General features: G+C 55.0%; 18 protein-coding genes. 4 read left to right on the forward strand and 14 right to left on the reverse strand.

Annotation, left to right across the window (positions count from 1 at the left end):
- Positions 1–140: 140 nt before the first annotated feature.
- The 6 genes from Dform_RS02915 to Dform_RS02940 form a co-directional block, all read right to left on the reverse strand.
- On the reverse strand, positions 141–1,289 hold the full coding sequence (locus Dform_RS02915) for an acyl-CoA dehydrogenase family protein (protein WP_076003686.1): 1,149 nt from the start codon (positions 1,287–1,289) through the stop codon (positions 141–143).
- A gap of 564 nt (positions 1,290–1,853) precedes the next feature.
- Complete coding sequence (gene argS / locus Dform_RS02920; protein ID WP_076003687.1) at positions 1,854–3,527, reverse strand: arginine--tRNA ligase; 1,674 nt, start codon at positions 3,525–3,527, stop codon at positions 1,854–1,856.
- Between the two features lie 88 nt (positions 3,528–3,615).
- Complete coding sequence (locus Dform_RS02925) at positions 3,616–4,698, reverse strand: PQQ-dependent sugar dehydrogenase (protein WP_225973721.1); 1,083 nt, start codon at positions 4,696–4,698, stop codon at positions 3,616–3,618.
- A gap of 75 nt (positions 4,699–4,773) precedes the next feature.
- Positions 4,774–7,260, reverse strand: a complete 2,487-nt coding sequence (recG, locus tag Dform_RS02930) for an ATP-dependent DNA helicase RecG (protein ID WP_076003689.1) — start codon at positions 7,258–7,260, stop codon at positions 4,774–4,776.
- Between the two features lie 92 nt (positions 7,261–7,352).
- Complete coding sequence (locus tag Dform_RS02935; RefSeq protein WP_076003690.1) at positions 7,353–8,192, reverse strand: DegV family protein; 840 nt, start codon at positions 8,190–8,192, stop codon at positions 7,353–7,355.
- A gap of 25 nt (positions 8,193–8,217) precedes the next feature.
- Entirely contained in the window at positions 8,218–9,852 is a 1,635-nt protein-coding gene (locus Dform_RS02940; RefSeq protein WP_076003691.1) for a DAK2 domain-containing protein, read from the reverse strand.
- A gap of 139 nt (positions 9,853–9,991) precedes the next feature.
- On the opposite strand from Dform_RS02940, the gene rpmB reads away from it, so the two are divergent.
- Entirely contained in the window at positions 9,992–10,177 is a 186-nt protein-coding gene (rpmB, locus tag Dform_RS02945; protein ID WP_076003692.1) for a 50S ribosomal protein L28, read from the forward strand.
- A gap of 98 nt (positions 10,178–10,275) precedes the next feature.
- On the opposite strand, the gene argH is transcribed toward rpmB, so the two are convergent.
- The 6 genes from argH to argJ all read right to left on the reverse strand — a co-directional run bounded on the left by argH (position 10,276) and on the right by argJ (position 17,426).
- On the reverse strand, positions 10,276–11,649 hold the full coding sequence (gene argH, locus Dform_RS02950) for an argininosuccinate lyase (RefSeq protein WP_076003693.1): 1,374 nt from the start codon (positions 11,647–11,649) through the stop codon (positions 10,276–10,278).
- A 101-nt stretch (positions 11,650–11,750) separates the two neighbouring features.
- Entirely contained in the window at positions 11,751–12,950 is a 1,200-nt protein-coding gene (locus tag Dform_RS02955; RefSeq protein ID WP_076003694.1) for an argininosuccinate synthase, read from the reverse strand.
- A gap of 318 nt (positions 12,951–13,268) precedes the next feature.
- Positions 13,269–14,144, reverse strand: a complete 876-nt coding sequence (locus Dform_RS02960) for a hypothetical protein (protein ID WP_076003695.1) — start codon at positions 14,142–14,144, stop codon at positions 13,269–13,271.
- Between the two features lie 12 nt (positions 14,145–14,156).
- Entirely contained in the window at positions 14,157–15,353 is a 1,197-nt protein-coding gene (locus Dform_RS02965; protein WP_076003696.1) for an aspartate aminotransferase family protein, read from the reverse strand.
- A gap of 14 nt (positions 15,354–15,367) precedes the next feature.
- Entirely contained in the window at positions 15,368–16,141 is a 774-nt protein-coding gene (gene argB / locus Dform_RS02970) for an acetylglutamate kinase (protein WP_076003697.1), read from the reverse strand.
- Positions 16,142–16,151: 10 nt separating this feature from the next.
- Positions 16,152–17,426: a bifunctional glutamate N-acetyltransferase/amino-acid acetyltransferase ArgJ gene (gene argJ, locus Dform_RS02975; protein ID WP_335583012.1), complete on the reverse strand. Its 1,275-nt coding sequence runs from the start codon at positions 17,424–17,426 to the stop codon at positions 16,152–16,154.
- A gap of 174 nt (positions 17,427–17,600) precedes the next feature.
- On the opposite strand from argJ, the gene Dform_RS10995 reads away from it, so the two are divergent.
- From Dform_RS10995 to Dform_RS03000, 3 genes are read left to right on the forward strand one after another with little or no spacing between them, the layout of a single operon-like run.
- Entirely contained in the window at positions 17,601–19,919 is a 2,319-nt protein-coding gene (locus Dform_RS10995) for a 4Fe-4S dicluster domain-containing protein (RefSeq protein WP_083635326.1), read from the forward strand.
- A complete protein-coding gene (locus tag Dform_RS02995; RefSeq protein ID WP_076003699.1) occupies positions 19,920–20,669 on the forward strand; it encodes an NADH-quinone oxidoreductase subunit B family protein in 750 nt (249 codons plus the stop codon). It begins immediately after the preceding gene.
- Positions 20,657–21,928, forward strand: coding sequence for a Ni/Fe hydrogenase subunit alpha (locus tag Dform_RS03000; RefSeq protein WP_076003700.1), 1,272 nt, complete (start codon positions 20,657–20,659; stop codon positions 21,926–21,928). The genes Dform_RS02995 and Dform_RS03000 overlap by 13 nt, the downstream gene beginning before the upstream one ends.
- Positions 21,929–22,055: 127 nt before the next feature.
- Here the strand turns inward: Dform_RS03000 and Dform_RS03005 are convergent, their stop codons facing one another.
- Both Dform_RS03005 and Dform_RS03010 read right to left on the reverse strand, forming a co-directional pair.
- The gene (locus Dform_RS03005; protein WP_076003701.1) at positions 22,056–23,540 is read right to left on the reverse strand and encodes a B12-binding domain-containing radical SAM protein; all 1,485 of its coding nucleotides are present in this window, start codon (positions 23,538–23,540) and stop codon (positions 22,056–22,058) included.
- A complete protein-coding gene (locus Dform_RS03010; protein ID WP_076003702.1) occupies positions 23,540–24,403 on the reverse strand; it encodes a radical SAM protein in 864 nt (287 codons plus the stop codon). The genes Dform_RS03005 and Dform_RS03010 overlap by 1 nt, the downstream gene beginning before the upstream one ends.
- Positions 24,404–24,531: the final 128 nt, after the last annotated feature.

The following is a 24,531-nucleotide window of genomic DNA, read 5'->3' on the forward strand; positions in this document are numbered from 1 at the left end:
GTGCCCGGCCAGAAATCGCTCACCCTTCGACAGGCTCAGGGCGAACGGGTACTTAACAAATTATTCACGTCGAACCATGTTCACCCTTCGACAGGCTCAGGGCGAACGGGGGTTTTGGGTATTCAGATTACAAAAAAACTTTAGTAGCGTTTCTTGAGTTCATTGGCGATGATGTTACGCAGGATCTGGTTGGTGCCTTCGTAGAGCTGGGTGATCTTGGCGTCGCGCATGAATTTCTCAACCGGGTAGTCCCGCATATAGCCGACACCGCCCATGATCTGCACGGCGTCAGTGGTGACCCGCATGGCGACGTCAGAGGCGTAAACCTTGCTCATGGCGGATTCCATGTTGGCGCTCTTCTGGAGGCCGGAATCAACAGTGCGGGCGGCGTTGTAGACCATGCAGCGGGCGGCCTCGATATCCATGGCCATGTTTGCCAGCATGTGCTGGACGGCCTGGAAGGTGATGATGGCTTCGCCGAATTGTACGCGGTTCTCAGCGTGCTCCATGGCGGCTTCAAAGGCTCCCTGAGCGATACCGACCGCCTGAGCGCCGATGCCGGGGCGGGATTTCTCGAAAAGTTTCATGGCATAAAAGAAGCCCATGCCTTCCTTGCCGATGAGGTTTTCTTTGGGGATCAGGCAGTCGTCGAAGAGAAGTTCTCGGGTCGAAGACGCCCGGATGCCCATCTTCTTTTCCTTGCGGCCGAAGGTGAATCCGGGGGTGTCCTTCTCCACGATGAAGGCGGACAGGCCGCGGGCGCCTTTGCCGGGTTCGGTGCGGGCGATGATGGTGTAGATGGTGGCGTCGCCGCCGTTGGTGATGAAGCGCTTGCTGCCGTTGATGAGGTAGCCGTCGTCAGTCCTGACAGCGGTGGTTTTGAGGGCGGCGGCGTCGGAACCGGCGGTTTCTTCGGTGATGGCGAAGGCGCAAAGCTTTTCACCGGAGGCGATGTCCGGCAGGAAGCGGACTTTTTGCTCGGGCGACCCGTTATCGATGAGGATGTCGGAGCCCAGGAAGTTGGCCGCATAGGTCACGGCGACGCCGCCGCATACGCGGGCGAACTGCTCGGCGGCTAATACTAACTCGAACGAGCCGCCGCCGATGCCGCCGTATTCCTCGGGGATGGCGATGCCGTAAAGGCCGGAGGCGGCGATCTCCTTGACGATCTCCCATGGGAACTGCTCTTTTTCATCAAGTTCGGCGCGGACCGGCAGGACCTTTTCCTCGGCGATGCCCCGGGCCAGATCGCGGACGGTCGTTTGAAGCTCATTCAAGAAGTATTCCACGGTGACTCCTCATTAAGAAGATTATTGAGCGATAGTTCAACGAACGGCGCTATTATAGGGGGAGGGGAGGGGTTGTTCAAGTGGTCGAGGGGTGTAGCGTAGCGAAACCGCCAATCCTTCAGAGTCCGTTCGTGGTGAGCCTAGCCTGTCCTGAGCGAAGCCGAAGGAAATCATGAATGGACGGTGCCTGGCAGAAATCGCTTTACCCTTCGACAAGCTCAGGGCGAACGGATCTTTTTATTTTTAGAGATATCGAGTTGGCACAAATATATTTCCCAAACCCACCAAAAACGTCACGAAACGCTTGACACCCGAAGGAACACTAGTGCTATAATACCACCGTGAAGAAAATAGTACACATGTCCTTAGGTCGCGATTCCATCTTCGTCAAGAGGAATCGTTTCGCCGCCTCCGACAATCGTTTCTTTGATTTTGAACGTTTCGTTTCGGAAAAACGTTTTTCCCCGAAAATTCAAAAAACGAATCGAACCGGACTCAACAGGTTCGCCGCCGCACAGGGGAATTGTTTCAATTGTTTTCGCACAACCCCGACCACGAAGAAGCCTACATGCACTCCGGGGCGGACATGCCCATGAGGTGCAGGGTACGGGCGAGGACGGTGCGGGCGGCCACAGCCAGCTTTAAGCGGGCCTTGGACAGGCAAAGATCGGCCGAGACGACACGGCAGTCTTTGTAGAACAGGTGGAAGGCGTTGGCCAGCACCTGGGCGTAATAGGCGAGGTGGTGGGGCTCGAAAGTGTCTGCCACCTGGGCGATGACTTCAGGCAGGAGCAGCATCTTGCGGAGCAGTTCCAGTTCAGCGGGTTCGACCAGCTTGGTGACGTCGCCGTCAGTGTAATCGATCTCTCTGTCCCGGGCAAGACCGATGATGGAACAGATCCGGGCATGGGCGTACTGGACATAATAAACCGGGTTTTCGGAAGACTGTTTCTTAGCTAACTCAAGGTCGAAATCCATCTGCGAGTCGGCACTGCGGCCGAGGAAATTGAAGCGGCAGGCGTCCGAACCGACCTCGTCGAGGACCTCGGAGAGGGTGATGATCTCGCCGGTGCGCTTGGAAAGCCTGACAAGCTCCTCGCCGCGGCGCAAGGTCACCAGTTGGGAGATGATGACGTGGAGGCGGGCGGGATCGATGCCCAGAGCCTGGAGCACAGCCTTCATACGGGAGACGTGCCCCTGGTGGTCGGCGCCCCAGATATTGATGCCGAGGTCGAAGCCGCGCCGGACGAATTTATCATAATGGTAAGCAATATCCGAGGCGAAATAGGTGGGAGTGCCGTCAGTCCGGATGATGACGTTGTCCTTGCTCTCGCCGAGGGCGGTAGAGGTGAACCAGACGGCGCCCTCTTTTTCGGCGACGTAGCCGGCCTTCTTGAGCATTTCGAGGACTCCGGCAAATTCTCCGCTGTCATAGAGACTTTGTTCCGAGAACCAGCGGTCGAAGGTGACGCCGAGCCGGTTGAGATCCGTGCGGATCAGATCAAGCATTTTCCTGAGTCCGACGATGCCCAGTTGCTCGATGGCGTCGTCGGCGGGCATTTCGTGGAAGCGGTCACCTTCTTCCTGCAAGATATCCCGCGCCAGGTCGATCATGTAGTGCCCGAAATAACCTTCAGCGGGCATTTCGGCGTCGATGCCCAACTGCTGAAGGTAACGGGTATAAAGCGAACGTTTGAAGGACATGACCTGGTTGCCGGCGTCGTTTACATAATATTCCTGCTGGACGTCGAACCCGGCGGCTTTAAGCTCCAGCGCAAGGCTGCTGCCCAGTACGGCGCCTCGCCCATGACCGACATGGATGGGGCCGGTGGGGTTGGCCGAAACGTACTCGATCTGGACCTTTTTGCCCTTGCCATGGTCGATGTTGCCATAGCATTCACCGGAGGCGATGACCGCTTCAACCTGTTCGGTAATCCAGGCGTCGGAAAGGGTGAAGTTGAGGAAACCGGGGGGGGCGACAGTGACCGATTTGATCTCGGGGATAGCAGGGATAAAACCGGCGATAATCCCGGCGATATCTATGGGTCTCATACCCGTGGCGCGTGCCATTTTTAAGGGCAGGCCGGATGCGTAGTCGCCGTGCTGCTGGTTCTGGGGGTGTTCTATAAGGATGGCAGGAACCGAAACAGCAGGTAATTTACCCGTTTGCTGGGCTTGGGCGACCGCTTCAGATATGAGAGAAATAATCGAATTCTTAACCGCTAATATTCCGTTCAATTGGCTAACTCCAGGTTTTCGTTTTGAATAGGAAACGATTATAACACAGCTCGCTCAAGACAATGTCAACTGCTAAATACCGGAAATGTCAGGTTGATTCAACCAGACCGGTACGATCGATCCTGATAACCCGGTCATCACCGGTCAGGGGAATACCCCGGCCATCTCGATTGTTGGTCAGGATATATAGCAGGTCATCGGGTCCCGCCACGACGTCTCTTAGCCTGCCGAAGCTTCCGTTCAGATATCTGGTGAGCTTGCCTGTTGAGATATCGTACTTAAACAGGCTTTGGCTCTCCAGTCCGGCAAAATATATTGATCCGGCTACGATCGTCAGCCCAGAAGGAGCCCAGGTTACATTACCGCTGGCAAGAACCGGGCTGGTCATGCCGGGGGCGGTCTGGTCTCCCCTGATCACCGGCCAACCGTAATTCTTTCCGGGCTCGATGAGATTAATCTCATCCTGCGCGCTGGCGCCGTGTTCGGTCTCCCAAAGCCGTCCCTGGTCATCCCAAACCAGCCCTTCCGGATTCCGGTGGCCGTAAGAGTAGATGGCCGAATCGGGGAACGGATTGGATGCCGGGATGGTGCCGTCGTCAGTGAGACGAAGGATTTTCCCGGCAAGGGAATTGAGATCCTGGGCTAAATTTTCATTGCCGGTTTCACCTACACAGATATAGAGCAGACCATCAGGTCCGAATTTAATACGCCCGCCGTCGTGGATGTTGCCGCCCGGGATGCCCTCGATAATAACGGTTCGATCACTGAAGGTCGTCCCGTGGAGGGTATAACGCACAACCCTGTTAGCCAGCCCGGTGCCCGATTGGTAGGTGTAATAGAAATAGACCCAGCCGTTGATCGCAAATTGGGGGTGCAACGTCGCGCCGAGCAGGCCGCCTTCGCCTATCGCGGCGACGTCGGTTATGGTGAAAATTGGCTGATTCTGGAGATTGCGGTTCGAGTCAATGAACCTTACCGTGCCGGGACGTTCCGTTAGCAATATGCTTTTATCGGGTAAAAAGACCATTTCCCAGGGAATGTCCAGGTTCTCGGCTATTGAGGCTGAAGGTGGGGGAACGGTACGGCGTCCAATGTAATTCCACCAGAGAAAGCCGCTGAAGACGAGCGCGGCGACAATCAACAGCGCGATGATAATGCGGTTTCTAGACAAGATAATTAGATGCTCCTCGGTTTATTATAGGGCGTAGGGATGGCAGATGGAACTGCGAGGATGATTTGCTCTCGTTCAGCTCCATTCCCCGGTTTGGGGCCATATGTGGATCAATTCATCGTACAAGGCTCGGTGTTCGGGTTTTTTCAACCCCGGATCTTGCTGGAAGAGCTTCGTTGCCTCTTCCCGAGCCATTTCGAGGATAGGGACGTCCGAGAGTTTGGCCATTTTAAGGTCGGGAAGACCCGATTGGCGCGTGCCGAAGAACTCTCCGGGACCGCGGAGTTTGAGATCTTCTTCAGCCAGGACAAATCCATCCTGGGTCTTTTCGATGACGGCTAACCGGGCGTTGGCAACCTCAGACGGGTTTTCAGCCAGGAGCATGCAGTAGCTCTGTTCTGTACCCCGGCCGACGCGCCCGCGGAACTGGTGCAATTGGGAAAGACCGAAACGGTCGGCGGACTCGATGAGCATCACGGTGGCATTGGGTACGTCGATGCCGACCTCGATAACAGGCGTCGAAACCAGGATATCCAGTTTGCCAGTGCCGAAAGCCCCCATAACGGAGTCCTTTTCGGTAGCTGACATACGTCCGTGCAAAAGGCCTAGCCGGAATTCTGGAAAAACGTCTTGTTTCAGGTTTTCGTACTCGGCAGTCGCCGCCCTCGCCTGTACGGCTTCGGATTCCTCGACGAGCGGGCAGATGATGAAAGCCTGCTGTTTCAGGTCTACCTGTTTTCTGATGAAGGCATAAGCGCTGGAGCGCTGTTCCGGTTTCAGCCACCGGGTTTTTATGGTTTGGCGGCCGGGCGGCAATTCATTGATAACCGAGAGATCGAGGTCGCCGTATAGAGTCAGGGCGAGGGTGCGGGGTATCGGCGTCGCAGTCATGACGAGGATGTGTGGATTGGTACCTTTCTGCCGGAGGCTCAGGCGCTGCTCGACGCCGAACCGATGCTGCTCGTCGATCACCGCTAGCCCTAATTTCTTGAATTTTACGTCCTTCTGGATCAGAGCGTGAGTGCCTATTACCAGGTCGACCTCACCTGTTTTTATTCTGCCTCGAATCGCGGTTTTTCCCGATTCCTTGGCATCACCGATGAGGAGAGCCACGGAAAAGGGGCGGTCAGGCAATATTCCGAGATAGCTTGTGATGCCATCTACTGCCTGCTTTTCGGTCGCCAGGAGATCGAGCATTCGGGTTAATGACCGGAAGTGCTGCTCTGCCAGTATCTCGGTTGGGGCCATGATTGCCGCCTGGAATCCGGCGGAAATGGCCATCAGGATAGCGCCGGCAGCCACTACCGTCTTACCGGAACCGACTTCACCCTGAAGAAGGCGGCTCATGGCCTCTGTGCGTTTAAGGTCTGACAGGATCTCATTGAGCGACTTCTGCTGAGCGCCGGTGAGGGTAAAAGCCAGCGATTTAAGAAACCGGTTTAGCAATGTATTATCGGTGGGTATGGCTAAAGCCGGCTGTGAATGCTGCCAGGCGCGTTTCCGGGCTAATACGCCCAATTGCAGAAAGAAGAGTTCATCGAAGGCGAGGCGCACCCGCGCGGCATTTTTTGAGAGTTCGTCATCCGGGAAATGCGCCTGAGAGACAGCAGAAGAAAGACCGATCAGGCCTCGATGTTGTCTAATGTCGGAAGGGAGATAATCCGACAAAGATCCTGAAAACCCATCTACCACCTCTTTCATCAGTTTCCGGACAGCGCGAGGGAACAAGCCAGCCGTCAGAGGGTAGACCGGTACTAACCGCCCGGTATGGACCAACTCCTTTTCCTCGAGTTTTTCCCATTCTGGCGACTCGAAGACCAGCCTGCCCTTCCAATCACTGACCCGGCCGCTGATGACCACTCGGTCGCCGTTGCGGAGTTGCTTCACAAGGTAGGGATTATTGAACCACAACGCCCGGATATTACCCGTTTCGTCACCGAGGATGGCCTCCGTGGAGCGCCTGCCGCCGGGCGTGGTCAGCCGCACCTCCCAGATATTGGCTACGATAGTCTGATCGGGTCCCGGCAACAGAGAGGATATTTTCGCCGTCTGGGAATAATCGACATGCCTGGCGGGAAAATGATAAAGGAGGTCATTGACAGTGGCGATGCCGAGCTTTTTGAATTTGACGGCAGTAGCTTCGCTTATGCCTTTCAGGGCAGTCACGGGTAGGGACAGGGAAGCGGGAGAGGCTGCCGGAGCCTTCGACTGCGTCACTTTTTTCCGGTAGGCGGCGGGCGGCTCCGCTACTACAGGGGCTTCCGATTGGTTTTGGTTTTTATTTAACGCAATGTTGTTTGGTGTGCCCTCGACAGCTTCCGCCAGGGCAGTCAACCCGTCGAGCGCAGCAGACCGTTTTTCGACCGGCATTGCGGCATATTCAAATCTGGAAAGAAGTTTCCTAAAACGTTCAAGGACTGACCTGTCGTTGATGGTTGAAGCTGCTTCAACCGCCCATTTGGCCAGAAACTTGTCCAAACCTCCGATAACTGCGGTGTTCTGGCAGCCTTTTTTCTTTTCCAATGCAATTACAGAACGAAGTCTTTCTGTTGGTAAGGACATTTGACCTACATTATAGCGGAAAAAACACGGCAAAGCACGAACGGCCGATAAATGGCCTGGTGACACCGAGGACGGATCTGATTTGGCGACGGTTAAGTTTTGCCGATTACCGAAACGCAAATAACACTTGGGCCGGTATAGGCGCCCAGCACCGGGCTGACGGTAGTACGGTAGATTTTTTCTTTCGGATAGAGACTGTCAAGCCTATCGATGAGGGCATCGGCGATGTCCGGAGTAGTGGCGTATTCGACGGCCATTTCATCGATCTGCTTGTGAGAGGCCGCGAAATTATAGAGCACGTCCATCCCCGCTTTCATGGTGCGAACCTGGGTCAACGGGGAAACTTCCCCATCTTTGAGCGTGAGTACCGGCTTCACCGACAGCAGCACACCAAGCAGTCCCTTTGCTTTGCCGATGCGGCCCCCGCGAGCCAGATACTTGAGGGTATCGAAAGCCATGACAGGCTTTGTCTCGCCGATCCTGCCTTCAACTGCCTTTTTGAGGTCTGGGAGCGACATCCCTGAGGCTGCCTGCTTGGATGCCCAAATTGCCAGCAAACCAAGGGCTCCGGCCGCCGATTCCGAATTAACGACCTCTATTTTACAATCCCCTTTGACCATCTGAACGGCAGAAAGCGCGGAATCATAGGTTCCAGAGAGCTTCTTGGAAATGGTAAGGACCAGGATTTCTTTGGTATTGGCACAGAGTTTCTTATAGACACTGGCAAACGCGTTGGGTGAGGGTTGGGTTGTTTGAGGAAAAGCCTCTTCGGTGGTAAGCCGCCGGTAGAACTCATCGGTGGATATTTCGACCCTATCGAGGAAGGATTCGCGTCCGAAGGATACGGTAAGAGGGACCACACTTATATCGAATTGCCGGGCCAGCGCGGGCGTGAGGTCGGAAGTGGAATCGGTGACGATTTTGACTGTCATACGGCTAGCCTCCGAACAGGAATTGTTATTCTAGTGACACAACATAGTCATAATGAGGTTGCCCGCCACTAACCACTTCCACCTGCTTGCTGGGATATTTCGTCATCAGGCTTTCAGCCATCGCCCTCGCGCTCGTTTCGGCGGTACCGGCACCGAAATAAAGGGTCATGACCTCGATTTTGGAAAGATCGGTCTTCGCCAAAAGGTCAGCCAGCACCTTGTCGGAAGCCTCGTCCACTGCAGCCAGGTGACCATCCAAAAGGCCAATGGCCTGACCTTTCTTGATCACAAGCCCGTTGATCTTGGTGTCGCGCACGGCGTGGGTAATCTCAACGGTGCGGACACTCGCTTTGGCTTCGTTCATCCTCTGGACATTGGAATCAAAATCCGCTTCGTAATCGAAGGCTAGCAGGGAAGCCACTCCCTGAGGCAGAGTTTCCGTCGGGATGACGGCAATAGTTTTATGGGTCAACTGTTTGACCTGCTCTGCGGCGGGGACAATATTCTTGTTGTTGGGCAGGATGATCACCTTTTCGGAGGCCGCGGCTTCGACGGCCTGCAAGATGTCTTTGGTGGATGGGTTCATCGTCTGCCCGCCGGCTACGATACCGGAAGCGCCTAGGGAGGCGAAAACGTCGGCGAATCCGTCGCCGGCGACGATCGCGACGATGGCGATTTCCACCGTCGGCTGCCGGTCTTTCTGCAGCGCCAGGAAATCTTCGTGCTGTTCATCCATGTTACGAATGCTGACTTTGTGTACCGTGCCCATTTTAGTGACGTAATTCAGCACCCGGCCGGGGGCCAGGGCATGGATGTGGACCCTGATGGTGCTGGGATCGCCGACGACGATCAGAGACTGACCCTTGCGTTTCAGCTGGGTCCGTATCTTATTCAGGTCCAGGTTTTCACCCTTCAACAGAAACTCGGTACAGTAACCGAATGGATCTTCATCGGTGGGCGAAAGCCGGGACACCGGTTTGGCCGCCAAAGGCAATGAACTGGCGATGACGCGAGACTTTTTGAACTGCATCTGCTCAGTTTCGCCGCGAAGATAATGGAGCATGCCCTCGAGTTCGGTATACAGACCCTGACCACCGGCGTCCACCACCCCGGCATCGCGCAGGGCAGGCAGCAGTTTGGGTGTCCGGGCGACTGATTCGGATGCAGCGTTCATCGCCGATTCAATCAGTTTAACGATGGAATCGTCGTTTTCGGCTGATGACCTTGCGGCGCCAGCCACGTCGGTCAGAACTGTCAGGATAGTCCCTTCAACCGGATTGGACAAACCTTTGTAGGCGGTTTCAACCGCTTTGGTAAGGGCTTCCGCCCAGTCGGCCGCTGTGACCGTTTCCTTGCCCTCAAATACAGTAGCGACCCCGCGCCATATCTGCGAGGAAATGACCCCCGAATTGCCCCTGGCGCCCATGAGGGCGCCCTTGGCGACAGCAGCCGAAACTTCTCCGACGTTATCCGCCGTGACCCGGGAAGTCTCGTCGACCGCCGAGCGGAGGGTGAGCAACATATTGGTGCCGCAATCGCCATCGGGCACGGGGAAAACATTTAAAGCGTCGATATCGGATGCGCTTTTTTCAAGCCAGGCAGCAGCGGCGGCCAGCATATCGCGCATTTCCTGTCCGGTCATGATCGCTTGGGCTGACATACCTTACACCTCTAGAGGCGCCGTTGATGGCGCTGAACGTTTGACAAGTTGTCACCCGCATTGCGGGTGTGATATATTTATCGGACGGCATTGTATATTATCGCCAAATGAATAGTCAAAGGAGTCCATAACCCCGGATATGAAATGCGATTATTGCGGCAAGACACCGATGTTCGGTCATAACGTTTCCCATTCAAAACGGCGCACCAACCGGCGTTCCGAACCCAACTGCCATCCGGCCCGCGTCCTTTTGAACGGTAAGTCCACCCGGTTGTCACTGTGCACCCGCTGCCTGCGCACCCTGTCCAAGATGGCGGCAGCCTAGTCCCCGGGTACACAACTCAAAACTCAATCGAAAAATTAAAGAACCACCGCCTGAATTGGCGGTGGTTCTTTTTGTTCGGTGGCCGAATCGACGCGGACTTACGACCCTGCCAACAGGGTTTTGGCTTCCGCCAGCGCCTCTTCTACCCGGGTTCGCGCCGTTCCGCCCGGATTGTTCCTGGAATCGATCGAGGTCATTGCACTGATCTTGAACACATCCTGGTCGAACAACGGGGAAAAGCGAAGGTATTCATCCAGCGGTAATTCGGAGAAGGTCTTGCCTTCCTTGATAGAATGGCTCACCAAACGCCCGACGATGCCGTGGGCGTTTCTGAAGGTCTCACCTTTCTTCACGAGGTAATCTGCTAGGTCGGTGGCCAGCAGGTAGCTCCGGTCAACCGAGCTCAGCATTCTCTCAGGCCTGATTTTGATGGTCTCGACCATGCCGCCGACCACCTTCAGAGACATCAACAAGGTATCCGTAGCGTCGAAGATGGCTTCCTTGTCTTCCTGAAGGTCCCTGTTGTAAGCCAGGGGCAATCCCTTGAGGGTAGTCAGAAGCCCAATAAGGTGGCCATAAACGCGGCCGGTCTTGCCGCGGCACAGTTCAGCGACATCAGGATTTTTCTTTTGGGGCATTATCGATGAACCGGTAGCGTACGCGTCATCGATTTCGATGAAACCAAATTCTGCCCCGCTCCAGATGACCATTTCCTCGGATAGTCTCGAAAGGTGCATCATTGTTACGGAGGCGGTGGAGAGGTATTCGACAACGAAGTCTCGATCAGACACAGCGTCCAGGCTGTTCCGGCTCACCGACGAGAAACCAAGCTCTCTGGCTACGAAGGCGCGATCAATGTTATAGGCGACTCCCGCCAAAGCCCCGCTGCCCAGGGGTAACACGTCGGTGCGATTCAGGCAGTCGGAGAAACGTTCCTTATCCCTCTGCAGCATCTCGAAATAGGCCAAAAAATGATGCGCCAGCAGAACAGGTTGCGCGGGTTGGAGATGTGTATATCCGGGCACGATGACATCGAGATTCTTTTCAGCCAGTCCAAGGAAGGCAGCCTGTAAAGACCTGACAGATTCAAGCGTCCAAATGATGACATCTTTCATGTAGAGCCGTAAGTCGGTGGCAACCTGGTCGTTGCGGCTCCGGGCCGTGTGCAGTCGTCCCGCTGCCTCTCCTATCTTTTCCTTAAGCCTTGCCTCAATGGCCATGTGGATGTCTTCCATCTCAGGTTTGAACTCAAATTTGCCATCATTGATGTCAATTTCAATTTCAAGCAGCCCTCTCATGATTTCGAGGGCATCCGAGGGTGGAATTATTCCCTGTTTGGCGAGCATCCGGGCGTGGGCAATCGAACCCCGAACGTCCTCATGATAAAGGCGCTTGTCAAACGGGAGGGATGTGGTGTACTTGATCACCATTTCATCGGCGGGTTTATCGAATCGGCTTCTAACGTGGCTCATGATTTCCCCCAATAACTATACCCAAGAAACAAGTGCCCAAGACAATGATTTTCAACCGGAGGCAATCGTCCTAAAATCGTTGAATTCCGTTTTATCCTTTACTATTTTTTCAACGTCTGCGCCCTGGCCTGGGTACGCACCGGCAGGCCCCAGAGCTTTATGAAACCTACGGCGGCTGTGGCATCGAAGGTGTCACCGGTCTCGTAGGTTGCCAGACCATGGCTGTAAAGGGAATAGGGAGATTTGCGGCCGACGACGCGGAAGCAACCTCTCTCCAGTTTCAAACGAACGGTGCCGGTGACGTATTTCTGGGTGTTCTGAATATAGGCATCGAGATCTGACTTGTGAGCAGAGAACCACAAGCCGTTGTAAACAAGGTCGGCGTATTCCTGGGCAACTTTAGCTTTGAAGCGCGCCTGGTCTTTGGCCAGGGTCATCGTTTCAAGAGCGTCATGCGCCTTGAGCAGGACAACCGCGGCCGGGGCTTCGTACGTCTCGCGGGACTTGATGCCAACGAGACGGTTTTCAATGTGATCGATACGGCCGATGCCATGGGCTCCGGCGATCTCATTCAGTGTCGAGACCAGTGTTACGCCGTCCATGCGCCGATTGTTTAAGGTTACCGGAATACCCTGTTTGAAACCGATAGTCACGTAAGCCGGCTTCTCAGGAGTATCTTTTACCTCTCGAGTCCAGGCGAAGGCATCAACCGGGGGTTCCACCCATGGATCCTCAAGAATGCCGCATTCGCAAGATCTGCCCCAGAGGTTCTCATCGACCGAGTAGGGATTTTTGGCGGTAACCGGCAGGGGAATGTTGAACTTTTTGGCGTATTCGATGGTCTGGAGCCGGGTCATGCCCCACTCGCGGGCCGGGGCGATGACCTTGAGGTGGGGGGCTAGGGCGGCGGTGGCTACGTCGAATCGAACCTGGTCGTTACCTTTGCCGGTACAGCCATGGGCGATGGCGGTGGCGCCCTCAGCCAACGCGACATCGACGAGTAATTTGGCGATCAGCGGCCGGCCGATGGCGGTGGCCAAGGGATATTCGTTTTCATAAATAGCCCCTGCGGCCAGTGTTTTCCAGACATAATCCTCGATAAACTCCTTGCGGGCGTCTATGACCACAGCCTTGACAGCGCCGACTCTAAGCGCTTTGTCACGGATTTGGGTGAAGTCACGCTCGTTACCGACGTCGATGGTCAATGCGATGACGTCCATACCATAGTGCTCTTTGAGCCACGGTATAGCCGCCGAGGTGTCCAAGCCGCCGGAATATGCCAGAACTACTTTTTCAGTCATAGACGACCTTTCTAACAATCGAGAGTAACGCTTATTATGCTACAAAGCGGGGACTTGATGCCAATGACCGAATCGTGGTCAGCGACGTAAAAACGGTTTCAGAAAAATCTAAGATAAAAACCTTATTAAAAATTCATAGTATCAGCAATATTCCGGATTACCATAACAGCAAGTACGAAATTCCTATTTAAGACTGGTCGATTGTCTGTCAAAATTTATAAGACTGGAAAGAGATGATCGCATTACTGCTGATAGGCTTGATAATCGCCTGTTCGCTGGCAGGAGCCGCCCAACTGGAACGAGGACGCTAGAATCGGATTAGCAACGGCCGAAGTGCCGGTTTAAAAATGCCAGCACGTTTTCCCGAATTAGGGGATAGTCCTGCCAGTTGTAGTCATGACCAGGCGCACCGATGTAAAGAAGGACATTGCCCGGCGAGGCGGGACTTTTACCGCGAAGGGCATCCCAGTTGGCTTTGAACGCCCGGCCCCAATGTCCATAACTGAAAGCATCGGGCACAACACCGTTTGAGCGCATATTGAGTACCCGATCACTGACCTGATCGTGGTACCAGAACGGCGGACCGAACTCGATAGAAAAGAGCCGCTCTTCCCCAGGTAGCATCTTCATCACCTGGTTGGACATCACCGTCCCATTGCTTTCGGCGCACATCAATACTTTGAGATTGGGCAGATGGTGCCACAAGAATTTGAGCCTCAACGCTAATTCTTTGGGCTTGGAAACCGACTTGGCGCCGGCATTAAGAATCTCGCTGATGTAGCCGCGTAAGCTGCGATAAGCTCGCTGGTAATTGAGCACCAAAACCCTACAATGTCTGGTGATAAATTCATCCTCGATGGCGTTGACAATCGTGGCATACCCGGATGCTTTATCCAGCGCGGTCCAGCCGTAACCTCCTGAATTGAACAAAACGAAGATGTCGGTATTTTTGAGCGCTTCGTATGTTGCCAGCAAGTCGGCGGCAAGCTTGATCCTCTTTGTCTTATCCCTGGGGTGAAGGGACTTCGCCATTTCCAAAGCGTCGTCCCGGACGGCACCCGGTACCTGAGAAATAATGGCAGGAGGAAGGGGAACGGCGGTATAGGCATGGCGCATCTTGCCGGGATCCGGCATTTGCCAACTGAAAACTACGATCAGCCCCAGTGCGAAGAAAACGATGATGGCAATGATCATGCAGTCACTATCTTAACGGTTGGCATCCAAACTGGTGATTGCCTGGTCAAGAAGCTCGACAGCCTCGTCGATTTCATCGGCGGTGATATTAAGAGCAGGCATCAACCGCAGGGCATTGGGTTTCACGTCGTTTACGAGGAGGCCTGCTTCGAGGCACTTCTGGGCAAGAGTCTTGGCAAAATCTCCTGAAAATTGGACCGCCATCAGCAAACCTTTGCCGCGGATATCGGTGATAAGCCCGGTGTGCTTCGATGAAAGCCGTTCGAGGCGCTGGATGAGCCGAATGCCCATATCGAAGGCATTCCTGGGGATATCGTTTTCGATGATGAATTTCATGGTCGCGAAAGCCGCCGCGCAAGTGACGGGATTGCCGCCGAAGGTGGAACCATGTTCGCCGTAGGTGAAAACCGAGAATTTATCCTTGGCCATGATAGCCCCGATGGGTAAACCACCGCCGAGCCCCTTGGCAAGGGACATGATGTCAGGCTCGATACCGAATGATTGGTGGGCGAAGAGTTCCCCGGTCCGTCCGATGCCTGTTTGGATTTCATCCAAAATGAGAATGATGCCTTTTTCATCGCACCAGCGGCGAACTTCCTTCAGGTAGTCAGGCGACGGTACATTGACACCGCCCTCGCCCTGAACGGGTTCCAGCATGACGGCGCAAACCGTGCTTGTCGTAGCTTTTTTTATTGCCTCGATGTTGTTGTATTCTACATTTATAAATCCAGAGGGCAGAGGGGTGTAGGGTGTTTGATACTTGAGCTGCCCCGAGGCCGAGACCATCGCCAGCGTCCGGCCGTGGAACGAACCCGTGGCCGTGATCACCTCATAGGCGCCGTTCAAATGCAGCTTCCCATATCTTCTGGCTAGCTTGACCGCGCCTTCGGTGGCCTCAGCGCCGGAGTTGCAGAGGAAGATTTTATCTAGAGAGCTATTTTTAACGAGAAGTTCAGCCAATTGAAGCTGGGGGATGGTGTAGTAGTGGTTGGAGGTCTGTATGAGTTCACCGGCTTGATGACGAACCGCCTCGACCACAGCAGGATGACAGTGGCCGAGTGAATTGACTGCCCAACCAGCCACGAAATCAAGGTACCTTTTACCGGATTCATCCCAGACGTAACTGCCCTGGCCCTTAACGATCGTCAGCGGGGCGCGTTCCACCGTCCGCATGAAATATTCCTTCTCGAGTTCCATCCAGTCAGCCATAAGATTCCTCTCGCCTACGCGCCGATCGAGGTGCCAAATCCACCTCGGGTGACTTCATTATATATGATGTGAGGCTCTCTACCATCGATGATGCTGGTCAGGGTCCCAACGGACGCCGCGCGTACCGCAGCCCGGATCTTGGGGACCATTCCGCCGGTGGCGACTCCCGAAGCGATGAACTCCTCGGCGTCTCGAACGTTCGCGGATTTAATGAAGTTGCCTGTTGCACCCTTGACGCCGGAGACGTCGGTGAGGAATATCAACCGGTCAGCCTTGAGAGAAGCCGCCAGTTCCCCGGCCACAGGGTCGCCATTGATATTGAGCAAGCGAACCGGATCCCCTGAGCCATTTAGAGAAACCGGGGAAACCACCGGAACAAGTCCGTTTTCCAGTAATGTTGTCAGGATCGAGGGATCCACTTTTTTGACGTCACCCATGAAGCCCCATTCAGCTCCGCGAGGAGAGCCGGTGATGAGTCCTGCGTCAATGCCGGATAAACCGATGGCTTTGACCCCCAAGTCCGACAGCATCGCCGTAGTTTCCTTGTTTACCAGACCGGCAAGGACAGCGGCGACTACCTCAAGGGTCTCTTTATCGGTCACCCGCTCACCCTGGACTACGCAGGGCGCGATGTTCAGCCGTTTGAGCCAGGCATTGACCGTGGCAGCCCCGCCATGAACGACAACCGGAAAATAGCCCTCGTTTTTAAGTCGGGCAACGTCCTCAAGGGAGGTATCTCGGCTGCCTAAAACCGATCCACCAAGTTTGATGACGATGATCTTGTTCATAAATTATCCGTTAGGTAGTGTAGTCGGCGTTAATGTGGACATACTCGGCGCTCATGTCACAGCCCCAGCCGGTGATCCGGGATTTGCCCAACCCGAGATCGAGATGTATAAATACTTCTTTCTCTTTGAATTGGTCTGACGCACGTATCTTGTCAATCTCCAGTGGCGTGCCTTGTTTCAAAACCTCGACATCGCCGATCCAAAGATCTGCTTTATCAAGATCGAATTTGGCTCCGCTCCGCCCGGCAGCCGCAACAATCCGGCCCCAGTTGGGGTCGGCGCCATGGACGGCGGTCTTAACTAGTGGTGAAGACAAGATTGTTCTGGCAACTTTTCGAGCATCCGAGGGGGTCGCCGCGCCGGTAACTGTCAGTTCAATCAGCTTGGTGGCGCCTTCGCCATCGCGAGCAACCGATTTGGCAAGATGGATGCAAACGTATTCCAGCGCTTCGGCTAAAGCCCGGAAGGAGGCGGTGCCTTCTATGATCTGTTGAGTCGCCGCGCCATTGGCCAGGACGAAGACAGAATCGTTTGTCGAAGTATCGCCGTCAACCGAGATCACGTTGAAGGATTTGTTCACGACACGTTTCAGTAGTCTGGCGAGAAGGGCGGAGTCAATTCTGGCATCGGTGGTGATGAAAGCCAGCAGGGTGGCCATGTCCGGATGAATCATACCTGCGCCTTTGGCGCAGCCGCCGACAGTGAATCCGTGTTCCAATGACCTGACCGCGATTTCTTTGGGCACGGTGTCCGTGGTCATGATGGCGCGGGCAAAATCATGCCCATAAGCGGCGTCTAGCTTGAGGTGGTTCAAACCGGGCCCGATTTTACCAAGAGGTAATCGAACCCCGATGACGCCGGTGCTGGCAACAAGCACACTCTTTGATTCAATGCCTAACCTTGAGCCCGCCAACTCGGTCATGGCTCGCGCATTTTCAAGGCCTGTCTTCCCCGTGCCGGCATTGGCGCAGCCGGCGTTTACGATTATCGCCTGAATTTTATCGGTATCGGCAAGATGCATCTGTGAGACTAACACCGGCGCGGCTTTGAAACGGTTCTGAGTGAAGACAGCAGCGGCCGAACATGGCTTGCCAGACACAATCACCGCAAGGTCAAGCGCCCCGGCGGCCTTTTTGATGCCGGCTGCCACTGCCCCGGCGGAAAATCCAGCGGCCGAGGTGATGCTTCCGTGGGGAATGATTTCAGGTTTGGAGATCATAAAATGATGATAGAATATAGCACAGCGTTTGTGGTGGGGCAAAGAACAGGCAACTCTGCCGTTCAAGTCACCTCCAATGACCGCTCCGTTCGAAAATATATCAGTTAACCCCAATAAATAAAGCCGAGCCGGTACTAGCCAAGTACTAATACTTATGATATACTCAACCAGTTTGTCGATTTTTAACGGGCGACCCATCCGGTTCAACTCAAATTGGATAGGCGAAATAGGGGGTAGTTCATGGCGGAAAACTCAGTACTTATCGTCGACAGCGACCCCAAATCCCGGGACACAGCGGCCTGGCTTAAGGGCGCCGGTTTCCGTGTCACTACGGCGACTACAGGCGAAGAAGCCCTGAATCTCATCGATAACCAGGACTTCAGCATCATGCTCCTGGACATGAGGCTGCCCGGCAAACACGGGCTTGGCGTGCTGAAAGAGGTCAAGGTCAAGCGGCCCTGGATGCAGGCCATTGTCACCACCGACCATCCGTCGGTCGAATCAGCAACCGAAGCTTTGAAACAGGGAGCCGCCGACTACCTGGTAAAGCCTTTTTCCCCGGAGGAACTGGAAAAACTGGTCAAGGACACCATCAAGTCCGGTTCAAAGCAAAAGACGGTGTCGGTTCAGATAAAGGCAAAAACGACGCCGGCGAAGATCACCTCACAAGCGACTTTTGTGATCTCCACCGAAAGTCTGAAAAACCTGGTCAACAACTTGATCAGGGAGCGCGAGACTATCGGCGTCAAGGCCAAACAGGGCAAGTTTTCCTTTGACAAGATCAAGAACTTCGATGAGCTTGCCCTTGATTACGATGTTACGGTAAATCCACCGACGGCGTTTTTCATCCCAGCCTGCGAAACCATCCTGCGCTACAAACGCGGCGACAACCCGGAGATCACCCCGGTGACCGATAGCACACCCCGTGTCCTGATCGGCGTTCACCCAGATGATATCAACGCTATCAATCTACTCGACGAAGTTTTCATGGGCAATAACCCCGATCCCAATTACACCGCCCGCCGACAGAACACCCTTATTATCGGTGTTGACGTGCTCACACCGCTGACGACGTCCTTCGCCCCCAGCATGGGCACTTACACGGCTGACTCAGGCTTTGATCTGCTGCTGACCGATATCGGCAATTCATCCTATATGATCACCGTAGGTTCCGAAGCCGGAGCACAAATCCTGGCCCGATATGCCCAGGTCCGGGAACCGACAGTTGCCGAGACCGCCCGGCAAAAACAAGTCCGCGAGGAAGCCTTATCAAAGTACCGTCTATTCCTGGACATGCCGCGGGAAAAGATCCCGCATCTTCTGGATACCAATTACGACAATCCTTACTGGAAGTCGCGGAGCGAGGCCTGTCTCAACTGCGGTTCCTGCATCATGGTCTGCCCCACCTGCTTTTGCTTTGACGTACAGGACGACGTCAGCCTGAACATGGTCGACGGCGAGCGCGTCAGGAAGCCCGACGGCTGCATGCTGGTGGACTTCAGCAAGGTGGCTGCCGGCGCCAACTTCCGCGGCGATAAACTGTCGCGGTTCCGTCACCGGATGTACCACAAGGGCAAGTACATGCTCGACCGCTACGGCAAGTTCGGCTGTGTCGGCTGCGGCCGCTGCACCGTCACCTGCCTGGCTGAGATCGCTTCGCCCCTCGAAGCTTATAACGCTATTGCCGCCTCGGAAAAAGCCAAAGATAAGGCCCGGCGTACCATAACCAACACCCGGCCTCAGCCTGAACTGTATCTGCCTCATATGGCCAGCATTACCAGGATTACCCAGCTCGGCGCACGTGAGAAACTCTTCGAGTTCAAGCTCAAAGACGGTCACAAACTTGGCCACCGACCTGGCCAATTCGTCGAGGTCTATGTTTTCGGCATTGGCGAATCGCCAATCTCTCTCACCTCATCGCCGACCCGCGACCACACCTTTGAAGTCGCTGTCAGGAATGTCGGTAATGTCACCGGCGCCCTGCATAATCTTGAGGTAGGATCTCCGGTAGGTATCCGCGGTCCGTTCGGCAACGGTTTCCCGCTGGAGCAGATGGAAGGAAAAGACCTGCTGCTCATTGCCGGCGGTATCGGCGTCTTCCCGCTTAGGTCGCTTATCGAGTATGTTCTGGACCGCCGCGAATCATACGGCCACATCAACCTTCTGTTCGGTTCCCGCTCTCCTTCCGAGCGAGTCTTCTCGGAGGAGATGGCTCAATGGGCGAAAGCCCCTGATGTCACCTTCATGGAGACGGTAGATAAGGGCGACGATACCTGGACGGGTAACGTCGGCGTCATCACCACCCTGATCCCGAAGGTACAGTTCGATCCCCGGAAGACGGTAGCCGTGGTGGTCGGCCCGCCGATCATGTACCGCTTCGTCACCAACGAACTTAAGAAGCGCGACCTGGCCGATGACAACATCATCCTGTCGCTTGAGCGCAAGATGAAGTGCGGCGTCGGCAAGTGCGGCAACTGCCAGATCAATGGAGTCTACGTCTGCCAGGAAGGGCCGGTATTCAGCCTGACCCGGTTACGCACGCTAAGGGAGGCCATCTAGATGAAACCAAAAGTGGCATTTTTCGACTTCACCTCCTGCGAGGGCTGCCAGCTGGACGCCCTGAACCTGGATGTCGGCGAGGTTTTGGGCCTGCTCGGCGCCGTCGACATCGTCAATTTCCGCGAGGTCAAGACCGACCGCTCCGATGATTACGACATCGCCTTCATCGAAGGATCGATCACAAAAGAGTCCGAGATACCCCGCCTCCAGGCTATCCGCAACCAGGCCAAGGTGCTTGTCGCCCTGGGCGCCTGCGCCTGCACCGGCGGCGTCAACTGCCTCAAGAACGCTTATTCCTCCGATGAACTGCTAAAGGGCGTTTACGGCGAGTGCGCCTCTTTCTATAACACGATCCCGGCCCGGCCGGTAAATGCTGTTGTGCCAGTAGACTACTACATCAGGGGTTGCCCACCAACAACTGCCGAGTTCGTCAAGGTGGTCAAAGCTCTCCTCCTGGGCAAGCGGCCGGACCTGCCCAACTACCCTGTCTGCACCGAATGCCGCGTCTCCGGCAATGTCTGCGTTTTTCAGCGCGGCGGCACATGCATCGGCCCGGTGACCAGAGGCGGCTGCGACGCCATGTGTGTCGGCGCCGGACGTTTCTGCTGGGGCTGCCGGGGCCTGGTGGAGAATCCCAACACCGATTCGGCTAAGGACGTCCTGGCTCGTTACGGCCTGACGCTGGACCAGATTTTGGAACGGTTCAAGATTTACAACTCCTATTCGGAGGTATCACAGTGCCAGAAGTAAAGATCAAGGTCAACCAGCTCACCCGCGTCGAGGGCCATGGTAACATCCATCTGGAGGCTACCGACGGCAAGCTCGACAGGGTCCTGTGGGAGGTCACCGAATCGCCCCGGTTCTTCGAGTGGATGCTCAAAGGGCGCAATTTTGACGATGTTTCCACCATTTCCTCCCGCATCTGCGGTATCTGTTCCATAGCTCACACCACAGCGTCCCTACAGGCGACCGAGGCCGCCTTCGGCATCAAGTTGACCGAACAAGCCTGGCTCCTCCGCAAGCTGCTCTATGACGCGGAACTGCTGGAAAGCCATGTACTTCACGTGCTTTTCCTGATCGCCCCGGATTTTCTGGGCGCCGATTCGGTTATTCCGCTGGTAGCCACTCACGGCGATGTCATTGTGATGGCCGTCCGGATGAAGAAGCTGGCATACAATCTGGCTGAAATACTCGCCGGCCGCAAGACCCATCCCATTACCCCCATCGTCGGCGGGTGGAGCAAGCTGCCAGACGTCGACGCCTTGAAAGCTGTCCGTGAGCGCCTGGTTTCGGCTCTCGACGACGCCGAGACCATGGTGGCGGTGGTCAAATCCCTGGCGCCGATGATCCCCAATTTTAACCGTCCCACCGAATATATCGCTCTCAAGGACTCCAAGGAATACGCTTTCATCACCGGCAAGATCGCTTCTTCCGACGGCGGGGTGTACCCGCTCGAAGATTACCAGAAAATTACCAATGAATTCTGCGTGCCGCAGTCTTCAGCCAAGTACACCAAGCACGCCCGCGATTCCTACATGGTTGGCGCGCTGTCCCGATTCAACCTGAACTCGGAGCAGCTACTGCCACGGGCGAAAAAGGCCGCCGCCTCGCTGGGCATGAAAGCGCCGATCCACAATCCCTTTTTCATTTCCGTCGCCCAGACGGTCGAGACGGTACACTGCATCGAGGATGCCATCAACATTATCGATAAACTGCTGGCTCGCGGTCTCCACCAGGAGGAGGTCAAGGTCAAACCCCGGGCGGGGCGGGGAGTGGGCATTGTGGAGGCGCCGCGCGGCATGCTGATCCACGACTACACCTACAACGACGCCGGGGAGATCGTCTCCGCCAACTGCATCATCCCCACCGGCCAGAACCACCTGTCCATCCAGAAGGACTTCGACGAACTGGCGCCGACCATCCTCGACAAGCCGGTGGACGAGATCCGGCACACCCTGGAGATGCTGGTCCGCGCCTACGACCCCTGCATCTCCTGCTCTGTACACTAGTTCCAACGTCCGGCGAACGAGGGCGTCCCGATAAACCGGGACGCCCTTTCCTTTTGGGCGCCAAAATCGTGAAGGCGTCTAAGTGGCGGGAGACCCATGTGGCCGCCTCTACCGATGTGCATTACGCCTATGAGATCCTGGGTTTGGGAGAGATGCCGACAGGCAGGTGAGAGTCCTTAGATCCGGCAAATCCCAGGAGTTTCTGTTGAACGGTCTTGTAAAACTTGTTGACTTGACCGTGGAATTTGATCAGCTCACCCACCTCCCGCGCGAATTTGACGGGGTTTTTAAAGGCAGTGAGGAAATACGCGGGGTTATGTTTTAATGTGAACTTCACGCGTTGGGCGGCGTAAGTAGCCCGCCAGTTAGCAGCGGCCTCGGTCATCATTTCCGTCGGAACGCTGGAAAGGTTGATCTTGTTGGCATACTCGATGAGGTACTCCGGCCAATCTTCCAACCTCTCTGGAGGGGTAATGAGACCTTCCCTGACACAATAGTCATAGAGGGCGCTGCCGGGGAACGGTACAAAACGGTTGTACATGTAATAGGGATTGTCCAGCCTTTTCAGCATTTCGTGGGTGGCTTGGAAATCATCGACGGTCTCGGTGGGATAGCCGTAGATGATATAGACCGAGGTGCGGATATGGTGCTTGACCAGGCTCCAGAAAGTGCGTTCCATCTCTGGCACGGTGATGTCTTTTTGCATGAAGTCAAGACCCCTCTGGCTGCCGCTTTCAAGTCCCAAACCGATTGCGACGCAACCTGCTTTAGCCATTAAGGCCACGTCGGCTTCGGATAGATCAGCCCTTGAGTCGCAGTTCCATGAAATCTTGATCTTCCGCTCTATGAGGAGATTGCAGAAATCCCGAAGGCGCTTGCGATTAAAGGTGAAATTATCCTCGTCGAAGCGGATATATTTCGCATCGTAAGTCTTCCTGAGGAATTCGATCTGGGAGACAATACGCTCAGCTGAAAGAAAAGCGTAATAGCCTTTGTTGTAAGACTTGTTGTAGCAGAAGGCACAGTGGTGGGCGCAGCCGCGGGAAGTGTTGATACCGATCAGGGAGTATTTTTTAACCGGCACCAAATGCCAGGCCGGGTCAGGCATGGCTTCCAGGTCATGAACGAAAGGACGCGGCTCGTTGATGATCATCTCACCGTTCCGTTTAAAGGCAAGGCCTTTGATGTCCTCGAGACGGCGTTCACCTTTTTCAAGGTGATTGGCAAGCTCCAGCATAGTATGCTCACCAGCGCCTATGACCGCGTAGTCGACATAGGGCTCAGAGAGGGTCTGTTTCGGCAGGACGCTGACGTGCACGTTACCCCACGCGATGGGAACCTCCGGTAGAAGTTCGCGGAAGCGCTTGGATTGCAGGATGGCTCCTTCGAGATTGGGGCCGGTGATCACGGAAAAGCCGACAAGCTGAGGTTTCCAATCTATGAAATCCTCGGGCTTCCGATCGTCCACGAAACCGTCGTAGATCTTGACCTCATGGCCGTTCTGCTCCAGATATGAAGCGATATATAGAAGCCCTTTGGGCAAGTTGGTATAAGCCTTGGCGTAGTAAGCCGAATAATTGGGGTTGGGGGCAGTCACCAGCAAGATTCTCATTAGACCAAAACCTCCTGAGAAAAAATTTCATCGAGAACGGAATCCGGGCGACGGTTCAAACCGGAAACCCGGGTAAGCCATTTAACGGCATCAATGCCGTTTCCGGGGCAGGCTTCCGTAGGGAACACGTTATAGATGGGGTACTTGAGGGTCTCATCTCCACGGAAATGGAAAACCCGGGAGAGGCTGATTTTCGCTATCGAGGCTGCCTCATCCATTTCCTCCGGGGCAGGCCTGTGCCATGGATTGTCGCCAGAGGGGAAGTAGGGTAGGAGAATGAAGGGGATGTTGTGGTCATGGCTAGCGACATAGCTGGCGATGCGCCCGATCTCGGCGGCGCCGATGTACCCGGGGATAAGAACCGAGTCGACCACCAGTCTTTTCCCTGAAGCTACCAGAAGCTCGAAATTTCTAAGCGTCTCTGTGTTCGATACGCCCGTGTAATCGAGATGAAGTTTTTCATCGAGCGCTTTGAGCCCGACCTCAAGGGTATCGGTGAAAGACAGGTCGGGCAAAACGCGGGCATTGGTAACCAGAGTCACCCGGGCGCCATACTTGTTATGACATAACCGCGTAAATTCGGGGTAGGCAGGATCGAGCCCTGCTTCCTGGCCTTCGATCACAACGGAATGGAAATCGAGCTCATCCAACACCTTCTCAACTTCTTCAAGGGTCAGAAAACGTGTCGGCGGTTTTGCGAAAGAGGCGGGAGCGGTGGAGAGTATTTTACTGAAATCCAACATGGGGCTGAATACCTGGCGGGTACAATAGCAGCCTTTGCATTTGAAGTTGCAGCCCCAGAAGTGGACACAGACGTCTTTCTGCTCCGGTGTGTAGGTGATATGGTAAATATTGGTCTTCATTTGAGTCACTGGTTCAGACATTCCGAAGTGAACCACCCTCGAACCGGGGTTCAGTATTCGAGATGGCATCCGTCCATGGGGGCACAGCTACTGACCACCTTTCGGCTGCCCGGTCGATAACCAAGAAT

The sequence above is a fragment of the Dehalogenimonas formicexedens genome (genome assembly GCF_001953175.1).
Taxonomy (GTDB): domain Bacteria; phylum Chloroflexota; class Dehalococcoidia; order Dehalococcoidales; family Dehalococcoidaceae; genus Dehalogenimonas; species Dehalogenimonas formicexedens.